Consider the following 26439-nt stretch of genomic DNA (forward strand, 5'->3'; position numbering starts at 1 on the left):
TCTGTAATTAATCAATATACTGTCTAAGTCTATGGCCTTTAATTGCAACATTACTTCATTACAAGGTACAAATTTAGATTGTTTAGATATCATTAAATAAAACTAATAAATATAAGTCTGAATTATAGGGCTTTATTGTTTTTTACCTCTTCAATCATCCAAACATATTGTAGATCACCAAGTCCATACTGAGGAAAAAGTGTCATTAACTCTTTTACAAGATCTTCTTTATCTATGTTATTTCTGATATATCTTGAGATTTCACTACTTTCTGTTCTGTAAGAAAGATATAGATTAATTGCCTGATATGTTACTGGAAGCACCTTGGAATCAGGCTTTTTTCTATCGCATAGAACTGTTTTATAAATATTATTATACCCACTTATATCAATTTCCACAGCATCTGATAGCATCTCATCTTTTTGTTCTAATGCCATGCAAAAAAGTACATCTCCTTCATAATTAATTTGCTCCAGATAAGCAAGAATTGTAATAAAATTAATCTGACAGAACATATCATCACCAAACCATAATACAATTATATCGAAGCTCTCATCAAATAGTGGCTTCATATTATCTATAACAATGTTTTTATATTTCTCAGGTGTAGAGTTTAGACAAGTAGCTCTCTTTTCGATAAATTCAGGTGAAAAAATCTCTTTATCAGCTTCCCCCCAGCACATTGCCTCATTAAAAGCAATATATACTGCATTTTCATTCATAAGCTTACTTTCTTTAAAAGAGTAAAGCATACTCATGCCATTTAAAATATGCAGGGTTCTTGATGGATAATTTCTTTCTATTTGACTTTGTACATGTTTTATAGTTTCATTTTTCATAAATAAACTCTCCTTATTTTTTAATGAAGGCTCGCTATTTTTTTGATAAACTGCAAGTGGCAATGGATTTTCACGAAACTTTTTCGGTGTAATTCCTAACATAGTGGAAAACGCCCTTGAAAATGCTTCTTGCGATGAATAACCATATTCTATAGCAATATCAATAATTCTTTTTTCTGTACTTTTAAGTTTTTCTGCAGCAGAAATTATGCGGCGTTTTTGAATATAACTTTTCATGGTTTCACCGAAATACTTGTGAAATATAACTGAACAATAATAAGGTGAATAATTTGAGTACTTTGCCAATTGATTTAAGGAAAAATCTTCTGTCAAATTTCTCTCTACATAATCCAATATCTTCTTCATACTTGCATCTATCATAAAAAATTTCTCCTTCTGTATAAATAATACGATGTTTCTAAAATATTATTTTGATATTAATTGTGGTATATCTTTAAATACGAGGAAACTTGATAAGCCTAACATCGGAGAGTTTAAAATATAAAATCTATTACAAAGTTTTGTATAGTATTACTATCCCTGTTGCTACTTTACGCCCATTTATCAATATATAAATTATTAGTAATACCTTTATATTTACTAAAATAATTAGTATTATCCTTAACAAAAATAAAACCTATGCTCTAATATTAGCATAGGCTTATAAATTTACTTAGCTATTTTAAATTTTTCATCAAATTTCTTAACTCTTATATAAAAAATGAAATAAAACAAAGCAATTAATAATGCTAAAAATGCAAGTGCAATTCCAACTCCAGCATATAAATAATCCACTACTGCACCTATTACAAAGAACAATGCCCATAGCAGAATTGTTTTTCCAACATAATTGCAAATCGCTACCTCATCATAGCTTCTTCGTTCTTCTGAAGCTTTCATATTATATCCTGATATAAAGTTGCAGCCTTTACCTTTGGAGTTTATAAATAACATTCCCAAAACTATATAGATTACTACCATTAGCAGGTCAATTGACATGCAAATCAACCTTGTGCTCATATCCTTTCCATCCCCTTATAATTTTATTTACCACACTATTGATGGCTTTCCAAACTCTGTAATAATATAAATTATACAAACAGTTATCTAGTTTATCACATGATGAAAATCAATAAAAGATCGAGCTATAAGGAGAAAATCAACGGATATTGGATATAATCAGTTTATTATCCAAAATAAATATATGTATTCTTAATATATTCAACCATAATAACAAATCTTGTATTAAGCAAAAAATATATTTTTATCTAATGCTGAATTAATTAATTTTCTTATAGTGTAGGTATAATTGATATTTCTCATTATTCAATTTTATTAACAGTCCCCTGCTTTGTTCATACATCTAATAACTTTGATTGAGAAGATAAAATAATGCATAAGATAGACATACCACTTCCTACTAAAATTTATATTTTCAAATTCTCCTTTTTGGAACAAGAGTTAATATGAAAATACATTTAGTATAGAAGTGGCACACCTTTAAACTTCCTCTTAAGTTTGAAAACTATATTTTCAATTTGTTGGAATCTTTACTTATACCCTAATTAATTTTATTGCTGTTTCTTTACTGGTATCTGTATTTCACTCAAATAATCTTCTGTATTAGCTTCATTCCATGGGCCTTTTATCGCAACCTGACGTGGATTTCCGCACATAGCAAATCCATTTTCTTCGATCCAATTTGCTAGAAAATTATAGGCGCCTGTCAAATTAGAATACTCTCCAGGAACTAATATACTAGCAGCCTGATTAACAGCCTCCGTCTCCTTGAAAACAAACCCGCTATCGTCCTTCATTAAACTATAAACCCCCATTACTACCTCTACATCAACTTGTCCTTCTTTATATCCTTCATCGTGATAAGTCGCATAGGCAAAATCACTACAAGGAATATTTTTCAACATTAAGTATTCACTTAATCTTGCCCAAAGCATCCCTTCTGCTGTATAAGCTGGTATGGTATCTCTTAAAGAGATAACCTTCTGTGTTGGTATAGACTTTAGGGTAACATTATATTTCATATTAACTCTCTCCTTTTTCATATCCCTTATAGTGGAGTTAATTTTTTCAAGTTTTATCTGCTCTGCTTTTATATTATTTTCAATTTCTTCACTTTTCACCTTTAGAATTTCATCTAGCTTTTCTTTAGACTTTTCCTTTATAAAAAGAGCTATGTCCGCTACATTAAATCCCATATCTCTCAAGGCTACTATTAAGTTAAGCTCTAAAATTTGTTTTGCTGAATAGTATCTGTATCCAGTAAAATCATCGATTTCTGCAGGCTTAAAAAGTCCAACTTCATCATAATATCTAAGCATACGTATAGAAACTTTAGTAAGCTTTGAAAAGTCTCCTATCTTGAACATAAAATCAACTCCTATATATTAATGCCATTCGAATGACATATTTAGAATAATACCTACCACTATGTGAGAGTCAATATGTATTTATAATATAAATTTCTATATTAATTTTCTTTTCTATTAGTTAGAATGTCTCCCTTACTTAGCTGAACAGCTTCAATATCAGATAGAAGAATACCTACATTTCTTCCAACTGGTGCTACATTCATCTTACCAAACCTTGGATTTTCCATCCCCATAACCTTTGATTTCAATCTGTTTCCATTAGAGTCTATAATATATACCTCATCGCCTAGATGTATATCCGCGCCTTTTACCACACCTACTACTATGCAGCCTAATTTTGTAATTGTGAATATGTCTTCTATAGTAAATGTATAAATACCAGATGTCTCTTGAACCTGTCTCAGTTCCTTTTTTCCAAATAAATTGCTTAAGAATCCCATTTTTATTTTCTCCTTATATATCAGTAAATGCGTATACTTAGCATCTCAATTTTATTTTTTCATTTTTGCTACAAATAGTAGCTTCAGCTTCATTGGAAATCTTATTTTTAACCTGTTAATAAAACCTGGAATAATAATTTCTTTGCCTTTCATAATACTTCTATAAGTGTAATCTGCGACCTTTTCAGCCTCCATGGCACCTTTAGGTAAAGTAGTACCTTCTCGTTGAAAGAAATGTGTTTTTGTGGCACCAGGACACAAAGTAGAAACTTGTACTCCTTTACCTCTTGCTTCGTAGCCTATTGCTCTACTGTAGCTTAGTACAAAAGCTTTACTAGCAAAATACGTACTGGTATAAGGTCCAGGCTGAAAAGCACCAATGGAAGCAACATTTAATATCTTTCCATTTTTATTGACATACATATCCTTAATATATAATTTGCATAGTTCAGCAAGATTCACTACATTCAATAGCATTAAATCTTCATCACTACTTAAATCAATTGTCTCAGTAGCTCCAACTAATCCTATACCTGCATTATTTATGAGTATATCAATAGATATGTTGTCTTTCTTGGTTAAGTTATATAGCTCTATAGCTGCTCCTTGCTTTGACAAATCTTTTTCATAGGTCCATACCTTTATATTAAAGTCATTTTCTAGACTTTGCTTTGCAGCTTGAAGATTTTTACTACTGGAAGAAACTATAACTATTCCGTAGCCATCCTTAGCAAATCTTTTGGCTAGTTCAAAGCCTATTCCAGTGGTCCCTCCAGTTATTAATACATTCTTCATATACAACAACTCCTCTCTTCATTAATTATAGAAGAGATGAGGATTAACGTAATTCACCTAGGTTAATTGAAATATTACTTTTTCATTCCTTTTCTTATTCTGCTTAAGGAAGCCGCTCTAATACCTATGAAGGATGCAATGTATTTTAATTCAACTCTATCCTTAAGCTTAGGGTATTGAATGCAAAAATCAACATATCTCTCCTTTGCATTCATAAGTGACGAGTTTTTTACTCTTTTTTCTAGCTTATCAACTTCTTGCAGATAGTACTTTATAAATATATTATTTAGAGTTTCATCTTCTTTTATAAGCTCATTTACTAGATTATAAGAAAGCTGAATACATTGGCATTCTTCCAAGCATTCAATTGTAAAAGAGGAAATTTGTCCATTTCTTAACCCTTCAGAAGAAAAAAATTCATTTTCAGAACTGAAGCATTTCGTTATGTCCTCTCCATTATCATCAATATAGTACCCCCTAACTGAGCCTCTTATTATAAAATAAAGACTATTGGACTTTGTACCTTCCATCAGCGCAATATGTTTAGCTGGAAAGTTTATAATATAAGTTTCAGTATTCAACCTATGGGCTACTTTTGCATTAACTGTTATTCCAAGTCCTGTTTCTAAGTATTCACTTTTCTTCATCACTTCTACCATGCTTTCATTATCTATATGTGTGCAGCTTTATGGAAAGGCTTAGTTTCTTTGATTAATATAATTGCAGCCTAACTTATCCAAATATCATTTAGTAAAATATATAGTCTTTTATTATGATATCTTTGAGAATATTATCAAAGATGCATAAACTAACTATTAAACTTTTCTGCTACAAATAAAAGGTGGTTACTTGCTCCAAAGAATTCTGGCTTTTCGCAGCAGTAGAAATGATACTTAAGCCATGCTTCATAACTTTCTTCATCCATGCTATTAATTTTATCTGCTAACAATTCACTTAATCCATCTGCAGCAACTTCGCCCATGATTTTCAAATCAGCAGTGTTGATCAGATTTCTACAAGCAGCTACTGTATGAAAGACGAAAGGTTCATCTACTACTTTAAAGGTTTCATGATTGTAGTTCTTACTCTTAAAATAGTTAGAATTATAGCACATAGCCTCAGTTGTAATAACCATATCATTTGAGATAAAAGCCAAAAATATCTTTCCATTATCCTTACAAACTCGCTTCACTTCCTTTAAATGAGTAAGCTTGTCTTCGTTTTTTAAGAAATGATATAGTGGACCAAAGCTTAAAACAACATCATAGGCCTTATCTTCTATCATTGATAAATTAACTGCATTACCTTGAAATACCTCAAGAGAAATATCTTCAGTGATCTTCTCTTTTATTTGCTTCACATGTTTCTCTACTATCTCAACAGCGGTTACTTCAAAACCTTTTTTAGCAAAATAAAAGCTGTATTCACCTGTTCCAGGACCTAAATCCAATATTCTCATCCCAGGTTTAAGGTACTTCTCAATTTGTCTTACAGTGGTTAAAAATTCAACCCTTCCTGCTTTTGACTTCAATCTTAGTGATTCGTCAAAAATATCATATATAGCTGAAACCTTGCTTTTTTGAATCTCTGTACTGGAAATATCTTCAATACTCATAATCTCTCAACACCTCTTTCCTCAATATATTAGAGACAATTATATCATACAAGTAATATTTTTCAACTAATTGATTTATATTGCATATAAGTATAAACCTACATAATTAATTGCAATTGCTTATGAACTTAGTACTATTTCGCTCTTCAAACTGTTATTCCCAATGCATATAGATTATTTATTTGGTCTAAAAGACACATGTTTTAATATTGTTATTGCTGCTAAAAGAACTAGTAAAAATAAACAACTGAAACAAATTATCAATTAATACTGGATTTATTATACTAGGTTTATGTATAATAGAATATATTAGTTAATCTACTATAATAAACATGTTATGGATTAACCCATATTTTATAGATTGTTTGTTAATGAGAAAAGGAGAATATTTATGATTGAATTTAAATTTGATACTCAGTTATTAATAGCAGGACAGAATCTTTCAGAGGACGATATTAATGACTATATCACTGAAAACTTTGAAGGTGATTCTTTGCTTGCCGTTGGAGATGATGAGCTTATTAAGATACACTTTCATACAAATAAACCATGGGAAATTCTTGAGTACTGTGCTTCATTAGGAGAAATTCACGATGTTGTGGTAGAAAATATGGAAAGACAGGCTAACGGTCTTAAAGGCTAGGCTATAACCATAAACTATAAACATAAAATATTTGTATATAAAAATCACTAAAGCTAAATTCTTTAGTGATTTTTTTGCTTATGAACCTTCTCAGGTCTATATTCACTATTTTATTAGTTAAGACATCAAACCTCATACCTCTGTATGCTTTCTAATATTAATTTATTTCTTTGAAGTCTTCTTTATCATATCCCATATAATAAATAGTATAATTATTAATTGATATATAATCCAAGTAGCAGTATACCTATTAAAGTTTTTTACAAAATCCGGATTAATTATTGGAGTTATATTATATAAGGTATGAAGAAGAATAGTCATTAATACACTTCCATGAGTTCTGTTATATATCCATGTAAAAACTATTGATAAACACATTACTGATATCATAAACAAACTAAACGGAATTCCATATTGTGGTGTGCCATGAATAAAAAAAAGTGGCAAATGCCAACATGCCCAAATTACTCCCAAAATAACACTTGAATAAATCGGATTTAGTTTATTCTGAAGTTTTGTTAAAACAAAGCCTCTCCAGCCAAACTCTTCTCCCAGTGGCCCCCCTAAAAATAAAACTACAAAGAAATTAATCAGTACACTATTAAAATTTATTGATACATCAAAATTATACGAACTCCCTGTAATATTACAAAACCAAAGAGGTATAAAAAATGATGACACTACATAAAACAAAATAAATACATAATATAAAGGATTAATTCTCCAAATAATCCCCTTTTTCAGTAAGTTCCTTACTCCATCACTTCCATAAAAAAATCCAGTAAAGCTTATAGCCATAATGGTTGGCATAAGCGCACCTATTGCAAAGAAAAGTTCAGAATAATTCTTGTAAATGTTATAAGAAATTATATTTCTATAGGATACATATATAATCCCCCAAATAATCCAAGAAAATAAATACGTTGCAGCTACATACACCGCAACTTGTAATGTATTTGAAGATTTTATTTTTCTAACAATCATATAATACTCCTCTCAATAAAGATATTTGCTTATAGTAAATTTATATATTGGACTAAACAAATATCTGTTCTATGACTGTCAGTGCAAAGGATTGTTGCATCCACACCACCTCTATAAAGCTTTTCTAACTAATTGCGTGAAATTCTCTCTTTGCACAATAACTCCATAATTTAATAACCTAAAATCATACATTTTCTTAAAACATAGCTTACTTAATATGATCATTAACAATTAATCACTTTAACTGAAAAAATATTTTCAGCCCTTACTAAAATATATATTAAATATTTCTTTTAATCAGGCCATTCTGAGAAAAGGCACCATCTAACTCCAAACTTATCTGTAAAGTCTACCATGCATGGACTAAAAGAAGATGATCCAATAGGAACGTTAGTCTTACTTTCTTCTCTTAAAACTTCGTAGGCTTTTTCTACATCTCCTGCTGTATGCATCCTTACATCTATCTGAAAAACTGTACCGGTTACTAGATCCTCTTCATAATCACTAATAGCTAACTTTTGGCCATGAGCAATAATCTCTGAATGAAGTACTGCGCTTTCTTGAGTATACTCAATATACACTAATTTTGCATCAAAGGCTTTTTTATAAAGCTCAATAGCTTCCTTCGCATTTTTCACATACAACTGTATCATAAATTCCATTTTATTACTTCCTCTCATCTTAATTCATACTATTTTTCTATATTTAATCATTAAACAATAAACTTTATGATTATATAATAATTTAATTATACATAAAATGGATATTGTTTTATATATTAAAATATATATTTTCATAATATTCTTTTAATTTTATATGCTTTTCTTTAGTTATTGCCTTCAACATATAAAGTTAGATACAATATAATGTATGAGGATGTACACCTTCCATAAAAGAAGTATTTGAAAGACTTCTTTTGTTCCCATATAAGTTTTCTACATAAATTCAATTTTGAAGCTACATCCCTAAATATCGTAAGGAGTTGTATTACTATGATAGATTTACATATGCACACTACTACCTCTGATGGTTCTGACGAACCTAAGGATCTACTCATAAAAGCTCAAAATTTAGGTTTAAAATATATATCTATTACAGATCACGATTCAATCGGGGCTTACATGAAACTTAAGGACATAAATATCCATCAGTACTATGAAGGTAAGCTTATTCCAGGCTGTGAATTTTCTGCTGTACATAATGGGAAACCAATTGAAATATTAGGATATGGTATAGATCTAGAGGTAATAAGCTCAAGCGGAATAGTTTCTGATGAGAAATTTTACGAAAGGGAAAATACTTATCTAAAAAAAATGATGGAGGTATGCAGGAATCTTAATATTAAGTATAGTGATAACTTATCAATTAAAGGAAAATACTTTGCAACACAGATCTTGCATGCAGATATAAGAAAATATCCTGAAAACGAAAGACTTTTAGGCAAAAATATTTGGGAAAGCCTTAATGCTTTTTATAGAACCTGTGTAAACAACCCAGAAAGTCCATTCTTTCTAAATCAAATGAAGGATTACCTCACAGTGCCAGAAGCTGCTGCCCTAATCAAAAAGGCTGGTGGTAAATCTTTTCTTGCCCACCTTTATGGATACTTTGTAGAAGACCATGATGCTTTTCTTGGCTCAATAGTGTCATTAAATGCTCTTGACGGTATAGAATGTTATCATTCTCTTCACTCCATTGAAAGAACAAAACACCTACTTGATTACTGTAAGGAACATAATCTAAATTCCTCAGGCGGCAGTGATTACCACGGTGCATTAAAACCTAATGTTAATATGGGAGAATGTTTACCCAATGTAAAAATTCCTTATACCATACTAGAACCTTGGCTTCCAAGTAATTTATTATAAATTGTTTTTACTTTTCACCTTAAATAGCTGTTATAAACTCTTAAAGTTACTAGGTTTAGCTTGTAAAAAACTTCATACTGGTCTAGACAGTAAAACGGGCACTCTCATGAGAGTGCCTTTAACTATATACTTTTCTATTATCTAGTAACTAAAGGCTTTAGTCATTCACCTCACATTAGTAGTGCTATCTAAATTACTATCCTTTGAAACCTTGATAATTTTAAATATAATAATTGTAATTCATAAGCTACTTCTTCGAAATTATATCAAGGGAATCCTTAAAGCGTTTTGTGTTAATATTAGATAATAATTTATTCATATGCACCAGTGCATATTCAAGTTTCATTTCATCATTTGCCAAATCAATTTTACCTTGCCACATACGCTCATGGAACTCTTTAAAATCTACTTTTATGTTATCAAACTTGATAGATATAGTCTTAGAAGCATACATAACAAAAATACATAAGTATTGTATGTGAAGTAACTGTTGCATAAGAAAAAATTGTGACCGTTTATATTTGTCAGGGTCTTCTCCAAAATAATCCTTAAGATAATTAATCTCTTCAGTTTCATTATTCACAACAAAATTTGCTACTACAGCTAAATCTAAATATCGGTCATTTAAGAAAGCGGCTTCCCAATCCACTAGCCATGCCTGCTCTCCATCAAATATATAATTCTCAGGCTTCAGGTCATTGTGGCATGATACAAATTCCTCTGGATTGCTTGGATATACACTTTTTATGAGATTATAAGTTTTTAATATATCATCATTTAAGCTGTCGGGAAGTAATTTTGAGGTAAGAACCCTTTTCACAATTCCGTCCATAGCATCAAAAGGCAATTTATGAAAAGGTGGAAGCTTATGAAGCTTACTTATTAATTTAGGCATTATTTCTCTAGCTTTATCCATTGGAAATGGCTTCTTCTGTATAAAATCTGTTATTGAAATCTTATCTTCACTACTTATATACCAAACACGTGGAGCTACCCCTATTTCTGCACCAGCTTTCATATAAGAATAATTTAAAGTATCACTTATTGTATCTGTCCGCGCAATTTTCATCAAGTAGCACTTGCTTTTAATAACAATACGAAATGTAAGTGCGTTTGATAGACCTATGGTTATTGGATTGATTTCATCATAAGTATCTACTCCGAAAGTTGTCTGTAGAGCTTTTTTTACTGCGGCTTTCTTATTATCTGGAATCATGATGGCCTCCTATATATTTTATTGTTATAACACTTTAATTAATAAATTTTATCCTTTGCCAATATAAACTTAGATACCTTGTTACTAAATCTATTGACATAAAATTAGTAACAAGGTATAATATAGTTAGATATTTATATATAAACTATCGATAAATATAGTATCTAATTAACATTACCATTTTTATTATACTCAGTCAACCAAAACTAGCTAAAAGATCTTCTTTTCTAGTTTTTTTATTTTTACCTTTTTTTCTTATGTTAACGCAAGTTATCAATTCTTGATCCAAATAATAATTAAAGCAGTACATTAGGCTATTTACTTATCAACCTTACATACTGCCTTTATACATATTTTCTCTACACTATAAGCTCTAAAAGCTCTATATTATCTTCCACCTTTAAAACATGTATCTCCATTCCATTTTTCACCTTAGAATTCATTGAATTTTTGTCATCATTAATAAAAATCAAACCTTTTTCATGCATGCTTTTAATCTTGCTTCTTGAAACTCCCAGCTTTTCACTTAAAAGCTTATCCACTCTAATTTCTACTGGATATTTACAGTAAAGCTCAATAACAAGCTCATTTTCTCTAATATAATAAGCATTTAGTTCCTTTTTAACTAAAGTGTAGCTTATATCTTCAAGGGCAATTTCTGCTTTGTTTTTATTATGAATATTCAAATCAAAGGCATACTTTGTGGCTAACTCTTTATCATTTGAAAGGAATTTTTCATACTCTTCCTTACTAATATCATAAGGTTTAATTCTCTCGTATATGGTCATATTATAAGTGGATTTGCACTTTTCACATTGATAAATCAACCAAATATCAAGATTATTTTTATTTGCATTTACTCTAAATTTCTCAGTATTTATATAACTCGTTTTTTCATTACATTTGGGACAATTCCTTTTTACTACTGGTAGTTTTTCAGGAACCAGCTCCCACTGATATTTTTTTAAATAGCTCATTTTGCTCCTCCTAGTTTTAATTTTGTAGGAACAGCAAAGGCTATATCATTAAACTTTATTTAATTAATGCAATAGCCTCTGCTACGCACTAAAGATATCTAACATCATAAAAATTCCTCCAATCCTTTATCTAAGGAGATGTTATAACTCCTGGTTGAAGCTAAGTAGCTAGTGATTTATGATTTCTAAAAATTCTACTATGCTTACCTAATTTCAATAATATTTTTAACTAAATATATTTTATCAGTTTCAAGTAATAGACAAAACCTCATACTTATTTGAGAAATAAAAATGAGGCGATAGTTGACCACCATAAATCGCCTCATTTTTTAAAGACAAAAAATCAAATTATTAAAATATATACTTATTTTAATGTGACTTTAACCCTCTGAAATACTTAATATTTACCAATGTTCCTCCAACAAGGAGTACTCCAAGTATAACGTAAAACCAACTTTTTGACTTTACAAATATTATAAGGGTTGAAACTGCTACAAATATAAGCAGAATCCATAACAATAAGATAATTACACTGACTATCTTATCATTTAAATTCCCTTTTTTTAAATTACCGGTCACAACAATACCTCCTTTAACATATCTTCTAACAATATCTATTTTAATTTACACTTTAGTTTTAAATCATACGTATAAGAAACTATATTTTTAGATTCACCATTTAGAAGCTAACGGATTTTTACTATAGATTTTATATAGAGCAGTATATCTTAACCATATTATACCACCCAATTAGAAAAATAAATTAATTATTGTAAAAAAATAACTGAGGTCACCGTCAGTTATTATTTTTTTTCGAATTTAACTTTTTAAACATAAGTGAAGAAATTCTTAAAGACGATATAATTTTTTGCTATTTACTCTACATAGCTGTTGTAAATTCTTCATATTACTAGGTTTAGCTGATAAAAAGTTTTATACTTTTATGTAAAGAAAAAAAGATAAGATATTTATTATAAAATACCTTACCCTTATATAATTAGAAGAAATCCTGCTTACCTATCTTTGATTTAATATGCAGTTATTAATAAATATGAATCCTTGCTTTATATTTCTATGACTCAAAGCTTTCACATCAAACTTAAGTAATTTATATACTATTTGTACACAATAACCTATTCCAAATGCCGTTATAAAAGTTCCAACTCCAACAAAGCCACCTAATATCCAACCAATTATTAAAGCTCCCATTTCTATGCCAAATCTTATAAGGCTTATAGGTTTGCTGGTAAGTTTGACCAGTGCTATCATGAGACCATCTCTAGGACCACATCCCATCTCACAACCAATATAGAAGTAACTTCCTATTGCACTTACGAACAAACTTCCTATCATCATTAACATACCAGTACCTATACTATTGCAAACAGGAATAAGCTTTGTGTATATTATCAAGTCTATAAAGCAACCAATTACTATCATATTAGCTATCGTACCAATTCCTACTTTTAGTCCTAATACACTTGTTATTATAACAATAACTATCCCAACTATAATGCTAGCTTGACCAAGAGTTATACCCGTTACCTTCGTTAATCCTTGATGGAATACATCCCATGGGCTTAACCCCAATCTAGAGTTAAGGGCCATTACCGTTCCACAGGCACATAATAAAAAGCCTAAGAGCATTCTTATAACAATTCCTAATATTTTCTTCATATTACCTCTTCTATGGCTATTCTATTCAAGCCAATATTCTTCTATATTTTCACTCATTCTTTTTGCTAGCTCAGTTGCCAATTGCTTTTCTTCTTTAGATTTTTTGTATCTGTCTTCCTAATATATTAGAAGGTTTCATTTATCCTTTAAGGAACAAGCAACTTTTTATTTATTAAAATAAAGAATTTAATTGATACCGCAATTAGTATATTTAATAGAGCAATTATAAATAAAAATATAATTCCAAAAGTATCTACGCTATCCTGAAGGTACATACCTCTTCCTATAAGAGCCGCTAGCACTAAAAATATTAAGAAGTATATAGAGAATACTACTATAGTAAAATAATTACTCTTTACTCTATTAGCTTTAAATTGCTTGAAGTCTAAAGGTTCTTTGCTATATCTACTTCTTTTTTCTACATGTAATTGGTACTTTTTATTTAATTTATCTAAATACTTCTGTTCGCGAGCTTCCTTGGCTTCTTCTAAATCACCTTGCTCTAGTACCTTCATTAGAAAGAATATCACAAAGTTTATCAATCCAAGATAAATAAGAACTAAACATACTCTTGAGAATGATATAACTATAAGACTACTTGTATCATTACCTTTTATAAAAGAATAGATCATAATTGTAAAAAGCCATATTCCACCGTATGTATACCTCTTTATACTTCTACACCTTTTAGGATTTTCAAATTGTGATTTTGTTATAAAAGAAATAATCTTAGGTATACATATATATCCTAGCATAAGTATAATATCAGCTATTCCAAAATTAATAGAACTAAAAATAACCTTTATATCCTTTAACTTTATGGCATCAAAAATCCTTGGAAACACTTGCATATAAGAAATATAAAACAAAGTTCCTAGCAAAGCAAAAAATATCCTAGAGGATTTATAAATATATATTCTTTCACCATAAATCATATCATCACAGTACCTCTTTAAATCTGGACCAGTAACTTGTATTACTGATTTTTCTTGCTCTTGAGCAGATAGAAATGTATCTAAAACTTGCAACAGGCAGTTGTTTTTTTCAGAAGTATTAAGTTTAGATGAGCTAGTAATATACATCTCTATCTTATCGAAGCTTCTTCTATATTCATCTTTTAAAGAGTCAATATAGTTTTTATAACCATCATATTTCTCAACCTTATCTTTACCACTATTCATAATATCCCCCTAGTAACTTTACAAACTATCTGCATCTATAATTTCATTTACCTTTGATGTAATTTCCATAAATACTTTTTTAAATTCCTCATAGTATGTTTCACCAGACTTTGTAATAGTATAATATTTACGTTTAGGCCCTAACGGTGACTTTTCTATGCGGCAACTTATAATATTCTTTTTCTCCATTCTAGTCAATATTGGGTAAAGGGTACCTTCGTAGATATCCTTAAATCCATATTTGTTCAGTACAAGTAGTATTTCATAACCATAAGTTTCCCCTCTAGATATAATGCTTAATACTGTACCTTCTAGAATTCCTTTAAGCAATTGTGCTTCATCCATAATAATTCCTCCCTACTATGCTTTGTATAGTAGTAGCTTAATACCAATATATAGCATCTACTTTGTAATGTCAAGTAGCTTCATATTAAACTTTTAAAGTACTTAGTTAAAATTAAGTTGACTAAACTTTTATGCTATGATAAATTAATTCTAGTAAGTTTCAACTTATAATTTTATATATATTTTAGTCTTCTAGGGTTCCGCAGATTATGCTGGCTGGTCCAAGAGAAGACGCACAGTTAACTGTGTACACGGAAGGATAAAAGCCTGGGAGATATTTTTAGAATATTTCCTTAGGCTTTTTTTATTATTTAAAAATGTAATCCAATCATACAAGGAGGAGCAATAATGAAAGATTTTATAATAGAAGAGGATTTTTGGAGCCTATTCCCTAATGCCATGATAGGAGTTATTATATGCCATGATATAGACAATGCCATAAAGGATGAAGAGAAATATAAGGAATCTATCTATAATGCAGAAAAGGAAGCTTTAAAATATTTGCAGAATGAAGATTTTAGCAGCAACCACGTTATAAAAGTATGGAGAACTGCTTTTCAAAAGTTTAAAACAAAAAAAGGGGCGAGATCCTCTATCGAAGCATTATTAAAAAGAGTTAATAATGGCAATCATTTAGGTACTATTAATCCATTGGTAGATATTTATAATTGTATTTCTCTAAAATATGCCTTACCTTGCGGTGGCGAAGATATTGATAAATTTTCTGGCAACATTAGGTTGACCAAGGCTGCTGGAAACGAAGATTTTATTACTCTAGGAACAGACAAAAGTGAGCCTCCATACGAAGGCGAAATAGTATATAAGGATAACGAAGGTGCAATTTGCAGATGCTTTAATTGGCGTGAATCTGTAAGGACCATGCTAACTGAAGATACAAAAAATGCTTTTTTATGTATTGAGTTAGTTGATGAAACAAGAACGGAAGACTTTAAAACCGCCTTAAAGGAGTTGTCAGAAACAGTACAAGTCAACTTAGGTGGAAGCTGTAAGCTTTCTATTCTTGATATTAACAATAAACAAGTAACAATACAATAATACAAGGAGGTCATAACAATGGGGGTTTTCAGCTACAAAGAGCTTTATATTGAAGATGGAAAAAAAGTATTGGAAGTTAACATACTTCCTAAAAAGCATTGTAATTTTGATTGTATATTTTGTCCTATTGGAAGATCGGAAAACAAGGTAGATACACAAATATCATTTGATGAAATGGATGATTCATTAAAAGAACTAGAAACCATGCTAGAAAGTACTAAAGCAGAATTAATCTTTATTAACTCAAAAGGTGAGGCACTAGTCAACGACAAAATTTCTTATATAATTGATGTAATCAAGGATAAAGACTTACCTGTAAGGCTACTTTCTAATGGGTATTTGCTGGGTAAAGCTGAATATAGAGAAATTGCTAATAAGTGTGATGAAGTTATTGGCGAGATAAAAACAATAACAGAAGAAGCTTTCCAAAAGGTTCAAAGACCAATTGACGGTTATACAATAGAAGAATACATTTCAAGCATGGTTTCTTTTAATAAACAATACAAAGGAAAATTTATATTTGAAATCACTATCATTAAGGGCTATAACGACGATGAAGAATCAATTGAAAAACTAAAGAATATTATTAAAGAAATAGCTCCAGACAAAGTACTTATTGCAAGGATAGATGATGAAAGATTTAAGAAAAAGCTTTGGATAAACGATGAAAGATTTGAAGAAATTTTAAAGCTCCTCTGACTTCTTAGAGGCGAATCTGAAAATATAAATTTTATTATAATGAGCCAAATACATATAATAAATTTAATGATTATACTAGTTGGAGGAATGATCTTTATGGATAACTTTTTAGTTAGAGAATGTGGTTTAGAGGATATAGAAAAACTAAAATATGTAGGAGAAAAAACCTTTTATGAAACATTTTCTGATGAGAATACAAAAGAAGATATGGAAAATTACTTAAAAGAAAACTTTTCTTATGAACAAATAGGAAATGAACTTAAAAATAGCGGTTCGAAATTTTATATAGTTGAAAATAATGAAGCCGTAGCTGCTTATATGAAGGTTAATTTTGATAAAGCTCAAACAGAGCCTGGTCACGAAAACACCTTAGAAGTGCAAAGAATTTACGTATTAAAAGATTATAAAGGCAAGCAAGTGGGTAAGAGTTTAATACTCAAGGCTATTGAGCTTGGAAAAAGCAATGATTTAGATTATATTTGGCTAGGTGTGTGGGAACACAATATAAATGCAATAAAATTTTATGAAAAGCTAGGCTTTAAAAAATTTGACACCCATATCTTTAGATTGGGTGATGATGAGCAGACAGATAATTTGATGAAGCTAGTATTATAGAACTTCTCCTATAAGATTAGGCTTAGTTAAAGTACCGTGTTGAACATATCCTAATATTAAATTAACTTATGGAAAAGCTCCCCAAAGATTCAGAAAAACTAATTAGGAGCTTTCCATAAGCTTTAAATCTGGTGCTCTTAAAGCATCTAATTATAACTTATTTTTTTCTGAGTAGAACTTGAAGGCTTCTCCAATAAACTTTGAAGCACCCTCTCCATATTTCTTATCAGTTGCTTTTATCCTAATATCATTAGATAAATAGGATTCTGCCATATAGCCCATATAATTATCTCCCTGATCCAAATTATAGATTTCATTAGTTTTTTCATGTAGTTCTTCTATTTCTTTAACAATTTGCTGTATTTCTTCTGAGGCTGGATCTTTACTTAAGTCCGTTAAAAGCTCTTCATATAATGCCACTGCTCTAGGTTTCTTATTATCTAGATTCTTTTTTAAAGCCTCTCCAACGAACTTACAGGTTCCTTCCCCATACTTGTCATCAAAGGCTTTTATCCAATCACGAAAAACTAAATACATTTGGACATGACTATACCAAAACTCCTCCCCAATATCCTCTACTTGAAATACATCATAATCTTTTTTAGCTGTAGCTGATATTTCTTCAGCAACTTCTTGTATTTCCTTAGAAGTAGGATCCTTGCTTGTATCCTCTATTAATTTTCTATATAACTCCTTTAATCTTGGATGTTTTCCTTCTAATAAATCCTTTTTAAATTTATCTATTTTCTCTGATAAGTTTTCTAGTTTTTCACTATTTAAGTTATTTTTAATGGCCTTAGCATATCTTTCAATACTTCCATATTGCCTAATAGCAGACTTAGCAATTTCAACCTCTTTAGATTTAATTTTTTCAATACTCTCATTGTATTTTTCTATACTTCCATAAGCTTTAATTATTTTATCTTCATGCTCTAATTTATATTCCTCCAAAACCTTGTAATATTCACTCATATCAAATTCTTCAAAGTTCATATTTCCTTCTCCTTTCAAGGTCTTATTTATAAGATCTATCAACCCATTAAGTCTTTTTCTTTTTAATAAAAGTAGCTTCTTTTGTTCCTCTAAAGCTTTCATCTTATCAAAATATGGGCTAGTCATTATTTCTTTAACTTCCTTTAGAGGTATATCTAGCTCTTTAAAAAACAGAACTTGCTGCAAGGTTTTGAGAGCCTCATCATCATAAAGTCTATAACCTGCTTCTGTAATATTGCTTGGTTTTAACAATCCTATTTGATCGTAATAATGTAGTGCACGCACACTTATTCCTGTTAGATCTGAAACTTGTTTTATCGTTCTCATTGATACACCTCTAAACTGAATTTTATTGTCTATAAACATTGATTAATTTATCTTGGCCAATTTTTATATTACACTATGACGTTATGTTAGGGTCAATAAGTAATTGTTAAAGTATATATTTTACCACATATCTATCCAACCCACCTTCTCAAAAACTTACTGTCTAATAATCTAAAACACTATAACAGCCTTTTGAAGACAAATAAAAATCACACATTTCGCTATTAATTGTGTGATTTTAAACTGGATTATGTATTAAAATTAAACACTTTCCACTTTTACTTAGATTAACAAACATAATAGTCCTACCAAGTCACTCATGCAGTGGGCTGACCAAGAAAATAATATATTTGACCTTGAAAAAATCAAACCATAAAGAAGGCTGTCCACAAATATACCTAATAAATCAAAAAACACTATACTAAATTGGCCTGAAGAGTAATGCATTAACGTAAAAGCAATAGATACTACTATTATGGCAAAAGGAACTGATGTAAACTTTGTGATAACTGTCTGAATCAACTGTCTATATATCAACTCTTCTAAAAAAGTTCCTACTATAATGTTTAACAAAACTATTTTTTTGTTATTAATATCAAATGGTAGCCTTTTTAATATATGCTCAGCTACTTCAGGGAACATTGTTTTTTCAATAAAGGCTAAAGCAATTGGAATAACTATAGCTACTAGCAGCATTAACATTAAAGTTTTTTTCATTAATTCAAACACCTCAATTACAGAACTCTAAAATAGAGTTAAACTTCATTAATTATATTACTTATATTAAAATATATGTATATACAGTTATATGATATCCTTCCAATTATTGGGCGTCAATAAATTAATATTAGTGTTCATTTATGAGACTACCATTTAATGCACTCTTTCTATACTCCGAAGGTGAAAAATTTCTATATTTTTTAAATACCTTTGCAAAATAACTTATCCCGTTAAACCCTACTTCTAATGCAATATTGGTAACAGGTTCTTCAGTTTTTAGTAGAAGCTCTGCAGCCTTTGAAACCCTATATTCCATTAAATATTCAAAGGGCGTAAGTTTTAATATTCTCTTAAAACTACGGCAGCACTCACTCTTGCTTATATTGGCTGCCATTGCTATATCTTCTAAAAGAATATTGCTTGTATAGTTTTTATGGATATACTCCATAGCCAACTTCACTCTATCATCATCCTTTGAAATTATTTGCTCCGATATCAGGCTATCAGCTTTAATTTCTCTGATCAAATTAAGCCAAACCATACCTAAATTATTCCTCATTTCAAGCTCATAACCATAAGGCTTTTCATGAGAAAGTGTAAACACTGCTTTTATCAAGGTCAAAATTCTCTTCTGCCACGGTTCTTCCGGCTTTAGACTTATATATTTTAATTTACTATTTTCAATGATCGGAGTTAAATACTTCTTCTCTATTATTGATTGCTCAGCACCACTAAGAAAAACTGGGTCAAAGTCAATTGAAAACATCATACAATCGCTATTGTTATAGGGTTTAATCTGATGAAGCACATTGGAATTAATCATAATTCCTTCACCTGGAGCCAACACTATCTCCTCATCCTCAATAAACACTACCACCTTATCATAAATAGCATAGGAAAATTGTAATTCCTTATGCCAATGCCATCTAATATAACCTTCCTTAAACAAACTGAATCTATCTGTATACACTGCTATTGGGAAATCATAAGAGCCATGCTTTACTGTTTCCTGCAAATTATGATTCACCTCTATTTTCGTTGCTTGCATTTTATCATCTCGCTAATATAGTTTTTATTTTAGGCAATATATTAATTGTTAAAGCTCAAAAATAATAATAAAATTATTACAGATTTATTTATACAAAGCAATATATTTGTATTGTATTATTTAGGTCTGTTAAAGTACTGTGCTTAAATTAAACATAGGCTATTATTTTAATAATGATAAAGTTGTACACCTCTATCAAAGAATTATATTTTACCGCAAATACATAAGTTTTATTTAATTTACTTTATTAATTATCTGATTAGAAGATTCTTACTTCAATACTTCTAAGAATAAGACTTGTTGGAACTTAAATAATTAAAAATCTTCATAAAGAAAGTAGGAAGAACTTCAATGAAATCTAAAATAGAAATAAAAGGGCTTTTTCTTGTCATTATAGCTTCTATGCTTTGGGGAGTATCTGGAACTGTAGCGCAATATTTGTTTCAACAAAGAGAATTTACCCCAGAGTGGTTAGTCGTAATACGTTTATTAGCTTCAGGTGTCATCTTATTAATATATTCTTTTTCCAAAGATAAAAAGAGTACCCTAGAAATATGGAAATCTAAAACTGATAGCCTTAGACTTGTATTGTTTAGTGTCATAGGTATGGTGGGCGTTCAATATACTTATTTTGCAGCTATAAAATACGGAAATGCGGCAACCGCAACCATACTTCAGTATTTATCACCAGTTATAATAACCTGCTATTTAGCTGTCAGAAATAAAAAAACTCCATCTTTAAAAGAAATTCTAGCTATAAGCTTAGCAATATTAGGTACCTTCTTTATTATCACAAATGGTAATGTTCATAGCTTATCTATTTCTAAGCTAGCTTTATTTTGGGGCTTAGGTTCTGCCTTTGCGGCAGCCTTTTATACTTTGCAGCCTCAAAAGCTCCTAAAAAAATACGGTTCCATACTTATCGTAGGTTGGGGTATGCTAATAGGAGGACTTACTTTCAGCTTTATCCATCAGCCATGGGATTGCAACGGTCAATGGGATGTTAATTCTATACTAGCCATCATCTTTGTAGTTTTATTTGGAACCTTAATTGCTTTTACCCTTTACCTAGAAAGCCTAAAGCACTTAACCCCAACCGAAGCAAGTATTTTATCCTCAGCTGAACCTTTGTCAGCAGCTTTATTATCTATAGTTTGGCTGCACCAAAATCTTGGGTTACTGCAATGGTTAGGAACCTTGTGCATCATAGCTACAATTATCCTATTGTCTTATGTAAAGAACTTAAAAATTTCTAAGACAAACTTAAATAAAGCCTCTATATAGAAAAGCACACTGAAGTTAGCCTCTTCAGTGTGCTTTTTGCTTTAGTGAACTCCAGCTTTAATCTTATTTTTATTTACAGCACTTCCTAATAAATAAGCACCAGCAATCCACACAAAGAGATATACAAGTTGACTGCTAAATTCGTATATGCCCTTTCCATTTTCTACTCCTTGGACCATGGTCATATATGCTTTTTGTGGCAGTATATTCAACAACATATCTAAAACTCCATTTTTCCCTGCTAAGGAAATATAGCATCCTGAAAGTAGACTGGTTAATACATATATTCCTGTAGAAGCTAAAGAGTAATCTGTTCCCAGCACTGAAGCTAATAGAAGTGCCAGTGAGGTTGATAAAGCTGAAATAATTGCAACTAATACAAACAATATTCCATAGCTAAAATTAATATCCACTCTAAATACAAGCTTTGTAATTACTAAGGTTACATAAGAAGGTATTAATATGGATAAAAACGTAAATAATCCTTGAGTGAAAAGATATACTCTCTCATCGGCTGGTGACATCAGTATTCTTCTTAAGGTCTTCTTATCCCTATCTTCAGTATATAAGGTTATAAGCGCTACTCCCTGCATTAATAAAATCATCAATATATATCCTAAAATATTAGTTCCTGTGCCTTTTCTTGAAGCATCGTAATCACTATTACCTGGTATCTTACCTGTTTTAAAAAATATTTCTATTAATTCCTTATCCTTATTACTTTTTAGTGTAGTTACATTATAATTATCTCCTGATTTTTCTACTATAGCATTATATTTTCCCATGAGCAGAGATGAAAAAGCTGGCCTTTCTTTTAGAATTTCAATATCTACCTTAGAGTTGCTAGGTATACTTGGAGAGCTCTCACCTACATAAGCAATGTTACCTTTAAGTTCTGTCCTCTCCGAAAAAAACACTGCCACACCTGTCATAAGAGGTATCATAATAAAGGCCATAATTATAGTAGATTTCTGTGATAAGGTTCTATACAGGTTATTTTTAAAGATATTTAATATATTCATTATACGTATTCCTCCGGTTCAAAAGTTATATGACACACAATAATGCAGGCTATAGAAAAGATTAGAATTACACAAAGGGTAGGTATAAAAATACTAAAGTCATTATCATATATAATTTTAAATGCACATTCTGTAACCCACCTTATAGGTGATATAACTGATATTTTAGCAATTGTTTTTCCAAGGCCTTCTACTGGAAAAAAGCTGCCTCCTAAAAGTATAAATATTAGTATTGGAATCTGCATGATAGAGTTGGCAAGTTGCTCATTTTTAAAGATGCTACAAAACATTGTACCAAGGCAGCAACCAAAAAAAGAAAGAGCATTTATTAACAACATAATATAGAAAATATTTTTTCCACCAAAATTAATGTGCATAAGGTACTGACCTAAAATCATAATAATACTAGGACAAATTGTACCTAAAATATAAGTGGCAAGCAGTTTAGAAAAATAGATTTTTGTTTTTGACACTGGTGCATAGATAATTCGTGTGTTACCTCTCTTAACCTTCTCTTCCATAAAGGTATTTGTTGCTGTCATTGCAAGCATTATTGCTGTAAAGATCATCATAGTAACTCCATAATAATCATAAGAACCAACCCTTGCCCCATTATAACTGCTCTTAGTAACAAAGCCCATGACACCTATTATTATTATAGGAACTATGGTATTTGCAATTAATAAAGTTGGATTTTTAACTATATTAATAAAATCAAATTTTACTATTTTTATAAAATTCATAATCAATCTTTCCTTTCATTAATCTCTAAGGTTTCTTCCAGTAAGCTCTAGAAAAACTGTTTCTAAAGACGCTTCCTTACTTTGCATACTTTCAACCTTACACTGTTTATCTAAGAAAATACCTATTATTTCATTGAGATTATTATTTGATTTTAGTGTAGTTACCCTTACTTCATCTTCAAGTATATTAACCTTCTTTACTCCTTGAATAGAATAAAGCTCTTTATCCATTATCTTTTCTGTATTGTTAATCTTAAAGGTATAAGTAATTTCATCATTAACCTTCTCCTTAAGCTCTTCTTTAGTACCCTCAGCTATGATTTTACCTTCGTTTATAATAATAATCCTATCTGCTATTGCCTCTACTTCTTCCATATAGTGTGTGGAGTATATCACTGCTGAACCTCTAGCTTTTAGTATCTTAATGGACTCCAGAATATGGTTTCTTGATTGTGGATCTATTCCTACGGTAGGTTCATCCATTATTATAACTTTAGGTCTATGAGCAATGGCGCAAGCTATATTTAGTCTTCTTTTCATTCCACCAGAAAAAGTCTTAGGCTTATCTCCCCTCTTATCATAAAGACCTACCAACTCTAAAGCTTCCTTAACTTGGTTTTTAAGTTCATTTCCTTTAAGTCCATATAGGCTTGCAAAAAAACTTATATTCTTCTCAGCACTTATTTCCTCATATATTGCTAGGTCTTGAGGTACTACACCTATGATTTGTTTTATTGCTTTGGCATTATTCTTAAGCTTGTGCCCTAAGACATCTATATCTCCCTTATCTGCTTTCAATATGGTAGATAAAATATTAAGAGTTGTGCTTTTGCCAGCACCATTAGGTCCTAGAAGGCCCAAAACTTCACCATCTTTTACTGAAAAACTTATGTCATCCACTGCCCTCTTAGCTCCATAATTCTTTTCAAGATTTTTTACTGTAATAACATTATTCATAATTACCTTCCTTTCTAGACATTATACTGTCTATATACTTAATAATATAATCGTAGACTTCATATTTATCTAATCAGCTACGACTTAAGATTTTTAAATTATTTAATTGTATCCTCACCATATTTAACTTTTTTTGACATTATATTGTCTAAAGTAAATATACTCCTAAATGTTCAATAAGTCAATATACTGTCTAAATACTTTTTAGAAATATTTTATCTATCTTTCTCAATGTAAGTTAAGCCAACCTCTCCTTAAGAATATCTTTTTAGAATGCTGTCTTTAATCAAGCCTTAAAGATCCTTAGAAGATAGTAGATTTTGATAATTATATATTTGATCAACCTTTTATTTAATCACAAAGTAAAACCACCATAAGATTCCTTTTGAATAATACGGTGGTTAAAGTCTTTATTTACTTCTAAAACTATTATATCTATAGGTATCCAAATTCAACTATTAATTTATGCATGATTAATACTCTCCAGAAGCCGGGATCATCTAATCCTCAGAAGACAGTATCATCAAATATGTATAAATTAACCTTTCATAAATGATACCTGTATAGCTATACTATTCATAATGAAATCTATCACAATAAAATGTGGTAACTTCAGGAAAAGTTATATTTTGAAGATTACTCAACAAATTCCTTAAAGTTTTCAGCATACTTTGTTGGTTGGAACTCTACTATGTCATAATTAGCAATGCTATTTATCTTAAAAGGGTCCTCACTAATAATTTTCTCTACTTCTTCAATATTCTTTGCATTACATAAGATTACTCCACCAGTTCTAGGATTTTTTCTTCCTGAACAGATAATGTTATTGCTAGCATAATATTTATCTAAAAATTTAATATGCTCCACCAAGTGTTTCTCAACCTCTTCCATAGGTTTCACATAAGTTAAATTTACTATAAACATTTCTCTTCCTCCATGTCTAAGTTACAATTTCGCCATTAATAAAGTATAAAATAATTATACTACTTCTTAATAAAATTTGGCTATGTTAAAGTACTGTGCTGAAACAGCCTAATATCTATATTCTCAAAGCTATTCTCAGAAGGCAGAACAGCCACAAAAATAGGTCTCTGATTGAAGTTGTACATTCTTAAATATAGCATCATTATTTTGAAGAAGACTATACAGCTTATTATGAATTACTTTCTAAGCTTCAAATCCAGTACGATCCTCTTCAGTAATTTCTCTAATTACCCTACATGGCACACCTGCTGCAATTACATTTGCAGGAATATCTTTTGTAATAACACTACCTGATCCTATAATTGAATTATCTCCTATATTAACACCTTGATTTATATGAACTCCTGCTCCCACCCAAACATTATTGCCTATCCTTACAGGTTTTGCATAGCAACCTCCAGCTACTCTTTCTTTTGCATAGGCTGCATGATTAGATGTATAAATCCCAACTCTAGGCCCAAATAAAACATTATCACCTATAATTATTCCTCCACCATCTAACATTACACAATCAAAATTAGCATAAAAATTGTTTCCTATTGTGATATTGAAACCAAACTCACATCTAAAGGTTGGTTCGAAGTGAACTCCACTTCCAATATTCTTAAGTAATCCCTTTAATATTTCTTCTCTTTCCTTCTGAGGTTTACCAAAACTATTATTATACTCATTTGTAAGAAATACAGTTTTTTCTCTTGCTTGAATTAATTCTTTAGTCAAATCATTATACATTTTACCAGATAAAATCAAATTTCTTTGCTCTTCTAAAGTCATAAAACAACCTCCAACCCTACCCTAGTCTTATTCAAAATCACTAAAAAAATAATAAACACTGATCTAAATTCACTTTCTAATCTTCAACATCTAATTATACACTCTTATTTTTAATCACTTTCCTCTCAATACCCAAATTATACCACTAAATACAATTATACTCTACTATACTTTTTTAATCATTGGTTCATTACTTTTCACAGCAATTTTAAATTTTTATTTAAAATCATCTTATATCTATTTCATT

29 protein-coding genes and 1 riboswitch are annotated in these 26439 nt (G+C 30.1%); of the genes, 6 read left to right on the forward strand and 23 right to left on the reverse strand.

All coding sequences use genetic code 11. The features are described from left to right. Positions 1–122 precede the first annotated feature (122 nt). The 7 genes from GXK57_RS04950 to GXK57_RS04980 form a co-directional block, all read right to left on the reverse strand. Entirely contained in the window at positions 123–1220 is a 1098-nt protein-coding gene (locus tag GXK57_RS04950) for an AraC family transcriptional regulator (protein WP_160672326.1), read from the reverse strand. 288 nt (positions 1221–1508) lie between these two features. After that, positions 1509–1859 carry a DUF3784 domain-containing protein gene (locus GXK57_RS04955; protein WP_160672329.1) on the reverse strand — a complete coding sequence of 117 codons (351 nt, stop codon included), beginning with the start codon at positions 1857–1859 and terminating at the stop codon, positions 1509–1511. Between the two features lie 551 nt (positions 1860–2410). Further along, positions 2411–3226, reverse strand: coding sequence for a MerR family transcriptional regulator (locus tag GXK57_RS04960; RefSeq protein ID WP_160672332.1), 816 nt, complete (start codon positions 3224–3226; stop codon positions 2411–2413). Positions 3227–3327: 101 nt separating this feature from the next. Continuing rightward, positions 3328–3669, reverse strand: coding sequence for a hypothetical protein (locus GXK57_RS04965; RefSeq protein WP_160672335.1), 342 nt, complete (start codon positions 3667–3669; stop codon positions 3328–3330). Positions 3670–3720: 51 nt separating this feature from the next. Next, on the reverse strand, positions 3721–4464 hold the full coding sequence (locus GXK57_RS04970) for an SDR family oxidoreductase (protein WP_160672338.1): 744 nt from the start codon (positions 4462–4464) through the stop codon (positions 3721–3723). Between the two features lie 74 nt (positions 4465–4538). Continuing rightward, complete coding sequence (locus GXK57_RS04975) at positions 4539–5111, reverse strand: Crp/Fnr family transcriptional regulator (RefSeq protein ID WP_160672341.1); 573 nt, start codon at positions 5109–5111, stop codon at positions 4539–4541. Positions 5112–5272: 161 nt separating this feature from the next. Next, positions 5273–6079, reverse strand: a complete 807-nt coding sequence (locus GXK57_RS04980) for a class I SAM-dependent methyltransferase (protein ID WP_160672344.1) — start codon at positions 6077–6079, stop codon at positions 5273–5275. A 391-nt stretch (positions 6080–6470) separates the two neighbouring features. On the opposite strand from GXK57_RS04980, the gene GXK57_RS04985 reads away from it, so the two are divergent. Continuing rightward, positions 6471–6722 (forward strand): kinase to dihydroxyacetone kinase, encoded by a 252-nt coding sequence (locus tag GXK57_RS04985; protein ID WP_128213189.1) that lies wholly within the window; start codon positions 6471–6473, stop codon positions 6720–6722. Between the two features lie 162 nt (positions 6723–6884). Here GXK57_RS04985 and GXK57_RS04990 read toward each other — a convergent pair whose 3' ends face one another. Together GXK57_RS04990 and GXK57_RS04995 are read right to left on the reverse strand one after the other, a co-directional pair. Then, the gene (locus GXK57_RS04990) at positions 6885–7706 is read right to left on the reverse strand and encodes a CPBP family intramembrane glutamic endopeptidase (protein ID WP_160672347.1); all 822 of its coding nucleotides are present in this window, start codon (positions 7704–7706) and stop codon (positions 6885–6887) included. 293 nt (positions 7707–7999) lie between these two features. Beyond that, positions 8000–8368, reverse strand: coding sequence for a VOC family protein (locus tag GXK57_RS04995; RefSeq protein ID WP_160672350.1), 369 nt, complete (start codon positions 8366–8368; stop codon positions 8000–8002). A gap of 330 nt (positions 8369–8698) precedes the next feature. Between GXK57_RS04995 and GXK57_RS05000 the strand changes: the two genes are divergently transcribed. After that, positions 8699–9574, forward strand: a complete 876-nt coding sequence (locus tag GXK57_RS05000; protein WP_160672353.1) for a PHP domain-containing protein — start codon at positions 8699–8701, stop codon at positions 9572–9574. 247 nt (positions 9575–9821) lie between these two features. On the opposite strand, the gene GXK57_RS05005 is transcribed toward GXK57_RS05000, so the two are convergent. The 6 genes from GXK57_RS05005 to GXK57_RS05030 form a co-directional block, all read right to left on the reverse strand. Beyond that, positions 9822–10790, reverse strand: a complete 969-nt coding sequence (locus tag GXK57_RS05005) for a phosphotransferase (protein ID WP_160672356.1) — start codon at positions 10788–10790, stop codon at positions 9822–9824. Between the two features lie 359 nt (positions 10791–11149). After that, complete coding sequence (locus GXK57_RS05010) at positions 11150–11767, reverse strand: DUF1062 domain-containing protein (protein WP_160672359.1); 618 nt, start codon at positions 11765–11767, stop codon at positions 11150–11152. Between the two features lie 369 nt (positions 11768–12136). After that, on the reverse strand, positions 12137–12346 hold the full coding sequence (locus GXK57_RS05015) for a hypothetical protein (protein ID WP_160672362.1): 210 nt from the start codon (positions 12344–12346) through the stop codon (positions 12137–12139). Positions 12347–12784: 438 nt separating this feature from the next. After that, positions 12785–13444, reverse strand: a complete 660-nt coding sequence (locus GXK57_RS05020) for a hypothetical protein (protein WP_160672365.1) — start codon at positions 13442–13444, stop codon at positions 12785–12787. A gap of 146 nt (positions 13445–13590) precedes the next feature. Next, positions 13591–14625 (reverse strand): DUF1048 domain-containing protein, encoded by a 1035-nt coding sequence (locus tag GXK57_RS05025; RefSeq protein WP_160672368.1) that lies wholly within the window; start codon positions 14623–14625, stop codon positions 13591–13593. Positions 14626–14643: 18 nt separating this feature from the next. Next, positions 14644–14970 (reverse strand): PadR family transcriptional regulator, encoded by a 327-nt coding sequence (locus GXK57_RS05030; RefSeq protein ID WP_160672371.1) that lies wholly within the window; start codon positions 14968–14970, stop codon positions 14644–14646. Positions 14971–15151: 181 nt separating this feature from the next. Beyond that, a riboswitch (guanidine-I (ykkC/yxkD leader) is annotated at positions 15152–15246 on the forward strand. A 72-nt stretch (positions 15247–15318) separates the two neighbouring features. Between GXK57_RS05030 and GXK57_RS05035 the strand changes: the two genes are divergently transcribed. From GXK57_RS05035 to GXK57_RS05045, 3 genes are all read left to right on the forward strand, one after another. Continuing rightward, on the forward strand, positions 15319–16026 hold the full coding sequence (locus tag GXK57_RS05035; protein ID WP_160672374.1) for a B3/4 domain-containing protein: 708 nt from the start codon (positions 15319–15321) through the stop codon (positions 16024–16026). An 18-nt stretch (positions 16027–16044) separates the two neighbouring features. Continuing rightward, positions 16045–16725 carry a radical SAM protein gene (locus GXK57_RS05040; protein WP_160672377.1) on the forward strand — a complete coding sequence of 227 codons (681 nt, stop codon included), beginning with the start codon at positions 16045–16047 and terminating at the stop codon, positions 16723–16725. A gap of 96 nt (positions 16726–16821) precedes the next feature. Beyond that, positions 16822–17340: a GNAT family N-acetyltransferase gene (locus GXK57_RS05045; RefSeq protein WP_160672380.1), complete on the forward strand. Its 519-nt coding sequence runs from the start codon at positions 16822–16824 to the stop codon at positions 17338–17340. Positions 17341–17490: 150 nt separating this feature from the next. Here GXK57_RS05045 and GXK57_RS05050 read toward each other — a convergent pair whose 3' ends face one another. The 3 genes from GXK57_RS05050 to GXK57_RS05060 all read right to left on the reverse strand — a co-directional run bounded on the left by GXK57_RS05050 (position 17491) and on the right by GXK57_RS05060 (position 20395). After that, a complete protein-coding gene (locus GXK57_RS05050; protein ID WP_160672383.1) occupies positions 17491–18660 on the reverse strand; it encodes a MerR family transcriptional regulator in 1170 nt (389 codons plus the stop codon). A 282-nt stretch (positions 18661–18942) separates the two neighbouring features. Continuing rightward, a complete protein-coding gene (locus GXK57_RS05055; protein ID WP_160672386.1) occupies positions 18943–19377 on the reverse strand; it encodes a CPBP family intramembrane glutamic endopeptidase in 435 nt (144 codons plus the stop codon). A 130-nt stretch (positions 19378–19507) separates the two neighbouring features. Continuing rightward, positions 19508–20395 carry a helix-turn-helix domain-containing protein gene (locus GXK57_RS05060; protein ID WP_243156372.1) on the reverse strand — a complete coding sequence of 296 codons (888 nt, stop codon included), beginning with the start codon at positions 20393–20395 and terminating at the stop codon, positions 19508–19510. A gap of 384 nt (positions 20396–20779) precedes the next feature. On the opposite strand from GXK57_RS05060, the gene GXK57_RS05065 reads away from it, so the two are divergent. Continuing rightward, positions 20780–21712 (forward strand): EamA family transporter, encoded by a 933-nt coding sequence (locus GXK57_RS05065; RefSeq protein ID WP_160672392.1) that lies wholly within the window; start codon positions 20780–20782, stop codon positions 21710–21712. Between the two features lie 41 nt (positions 21713–21753). Here the strand turns inward: GXK57_RS05065 and GXK57_RS05070 are convergent, their stop codons facing one another. From GXK57_RS05070 to GXK57_RS05090, 5 genes are all read right to left on the reverse strand, one after another. Next, positions 21754–22734 carry an ABC transporter permease gene (locus tag GXK57_RS05070; protein ID WP_160672395.1) on the reverse strand — a complete coding sequence of 327 codons (981 nt, stop codon included), beginning with the start codon at positions 22732–22734 and terminating at the stop codon, positions 21754–21756. After that, positions 22734–23477: an ABC transporter permease gene (locus tag GXK57_RS05075; RefSeq protein ID WP_160672398.1), complete on the reverse strand. Its 744-nt coding sequence runs from the start codon at positions 23475–23477 to the stop codon at positions 22734–22736. Before GXK57_RS05075 ends, GXK57_RS05070 begins: the two co-directional genes overlap by 1 nt. Before the next feature lie 18 nt (positions 23478–23495). Beyond that, a complete protein-coding gene (locus GXK57_RS05080) occupies positions 23496–24434 on the reverse strand; it encodes an ABC transporter ATP-binding protein (RefSeq protein ID WP_160672401.1) in 939 nt (312 codons plus the stop codon). A 636-nt stretch (positions 24435–25070) separates the two neighbouring features. Next, entirely contained in the window at positions 25071–25358 is a 288-nt protein-coding gene (locus GXK57_RS05085; RefSeq protein WP_160672404.1) for a YciI family protein, read from the reverse strand. Between the two features lie 243 nt (positions 25359–25601). Continuing rightward, a complete protein-coding gene (locus GXK57_RS05090; RefSeq protein ID WP_160672407.1) occupies positions 25602–26192 on the reverse strand; it encodes a sugar O-acetyltransferase in 591 nt (196 codons plus the stop codon). Positions 26193–26439: the final 247 nt, after the last annotated feature.

This window comes from Clostridium sp. C8-1-8, from assembly GCF_009928445.1.
Taxonomy (GTDB): Bacteria; Bacillota; Clostridia; order Clostridiales; family Clostridiaceae; genus Clostridium_AR.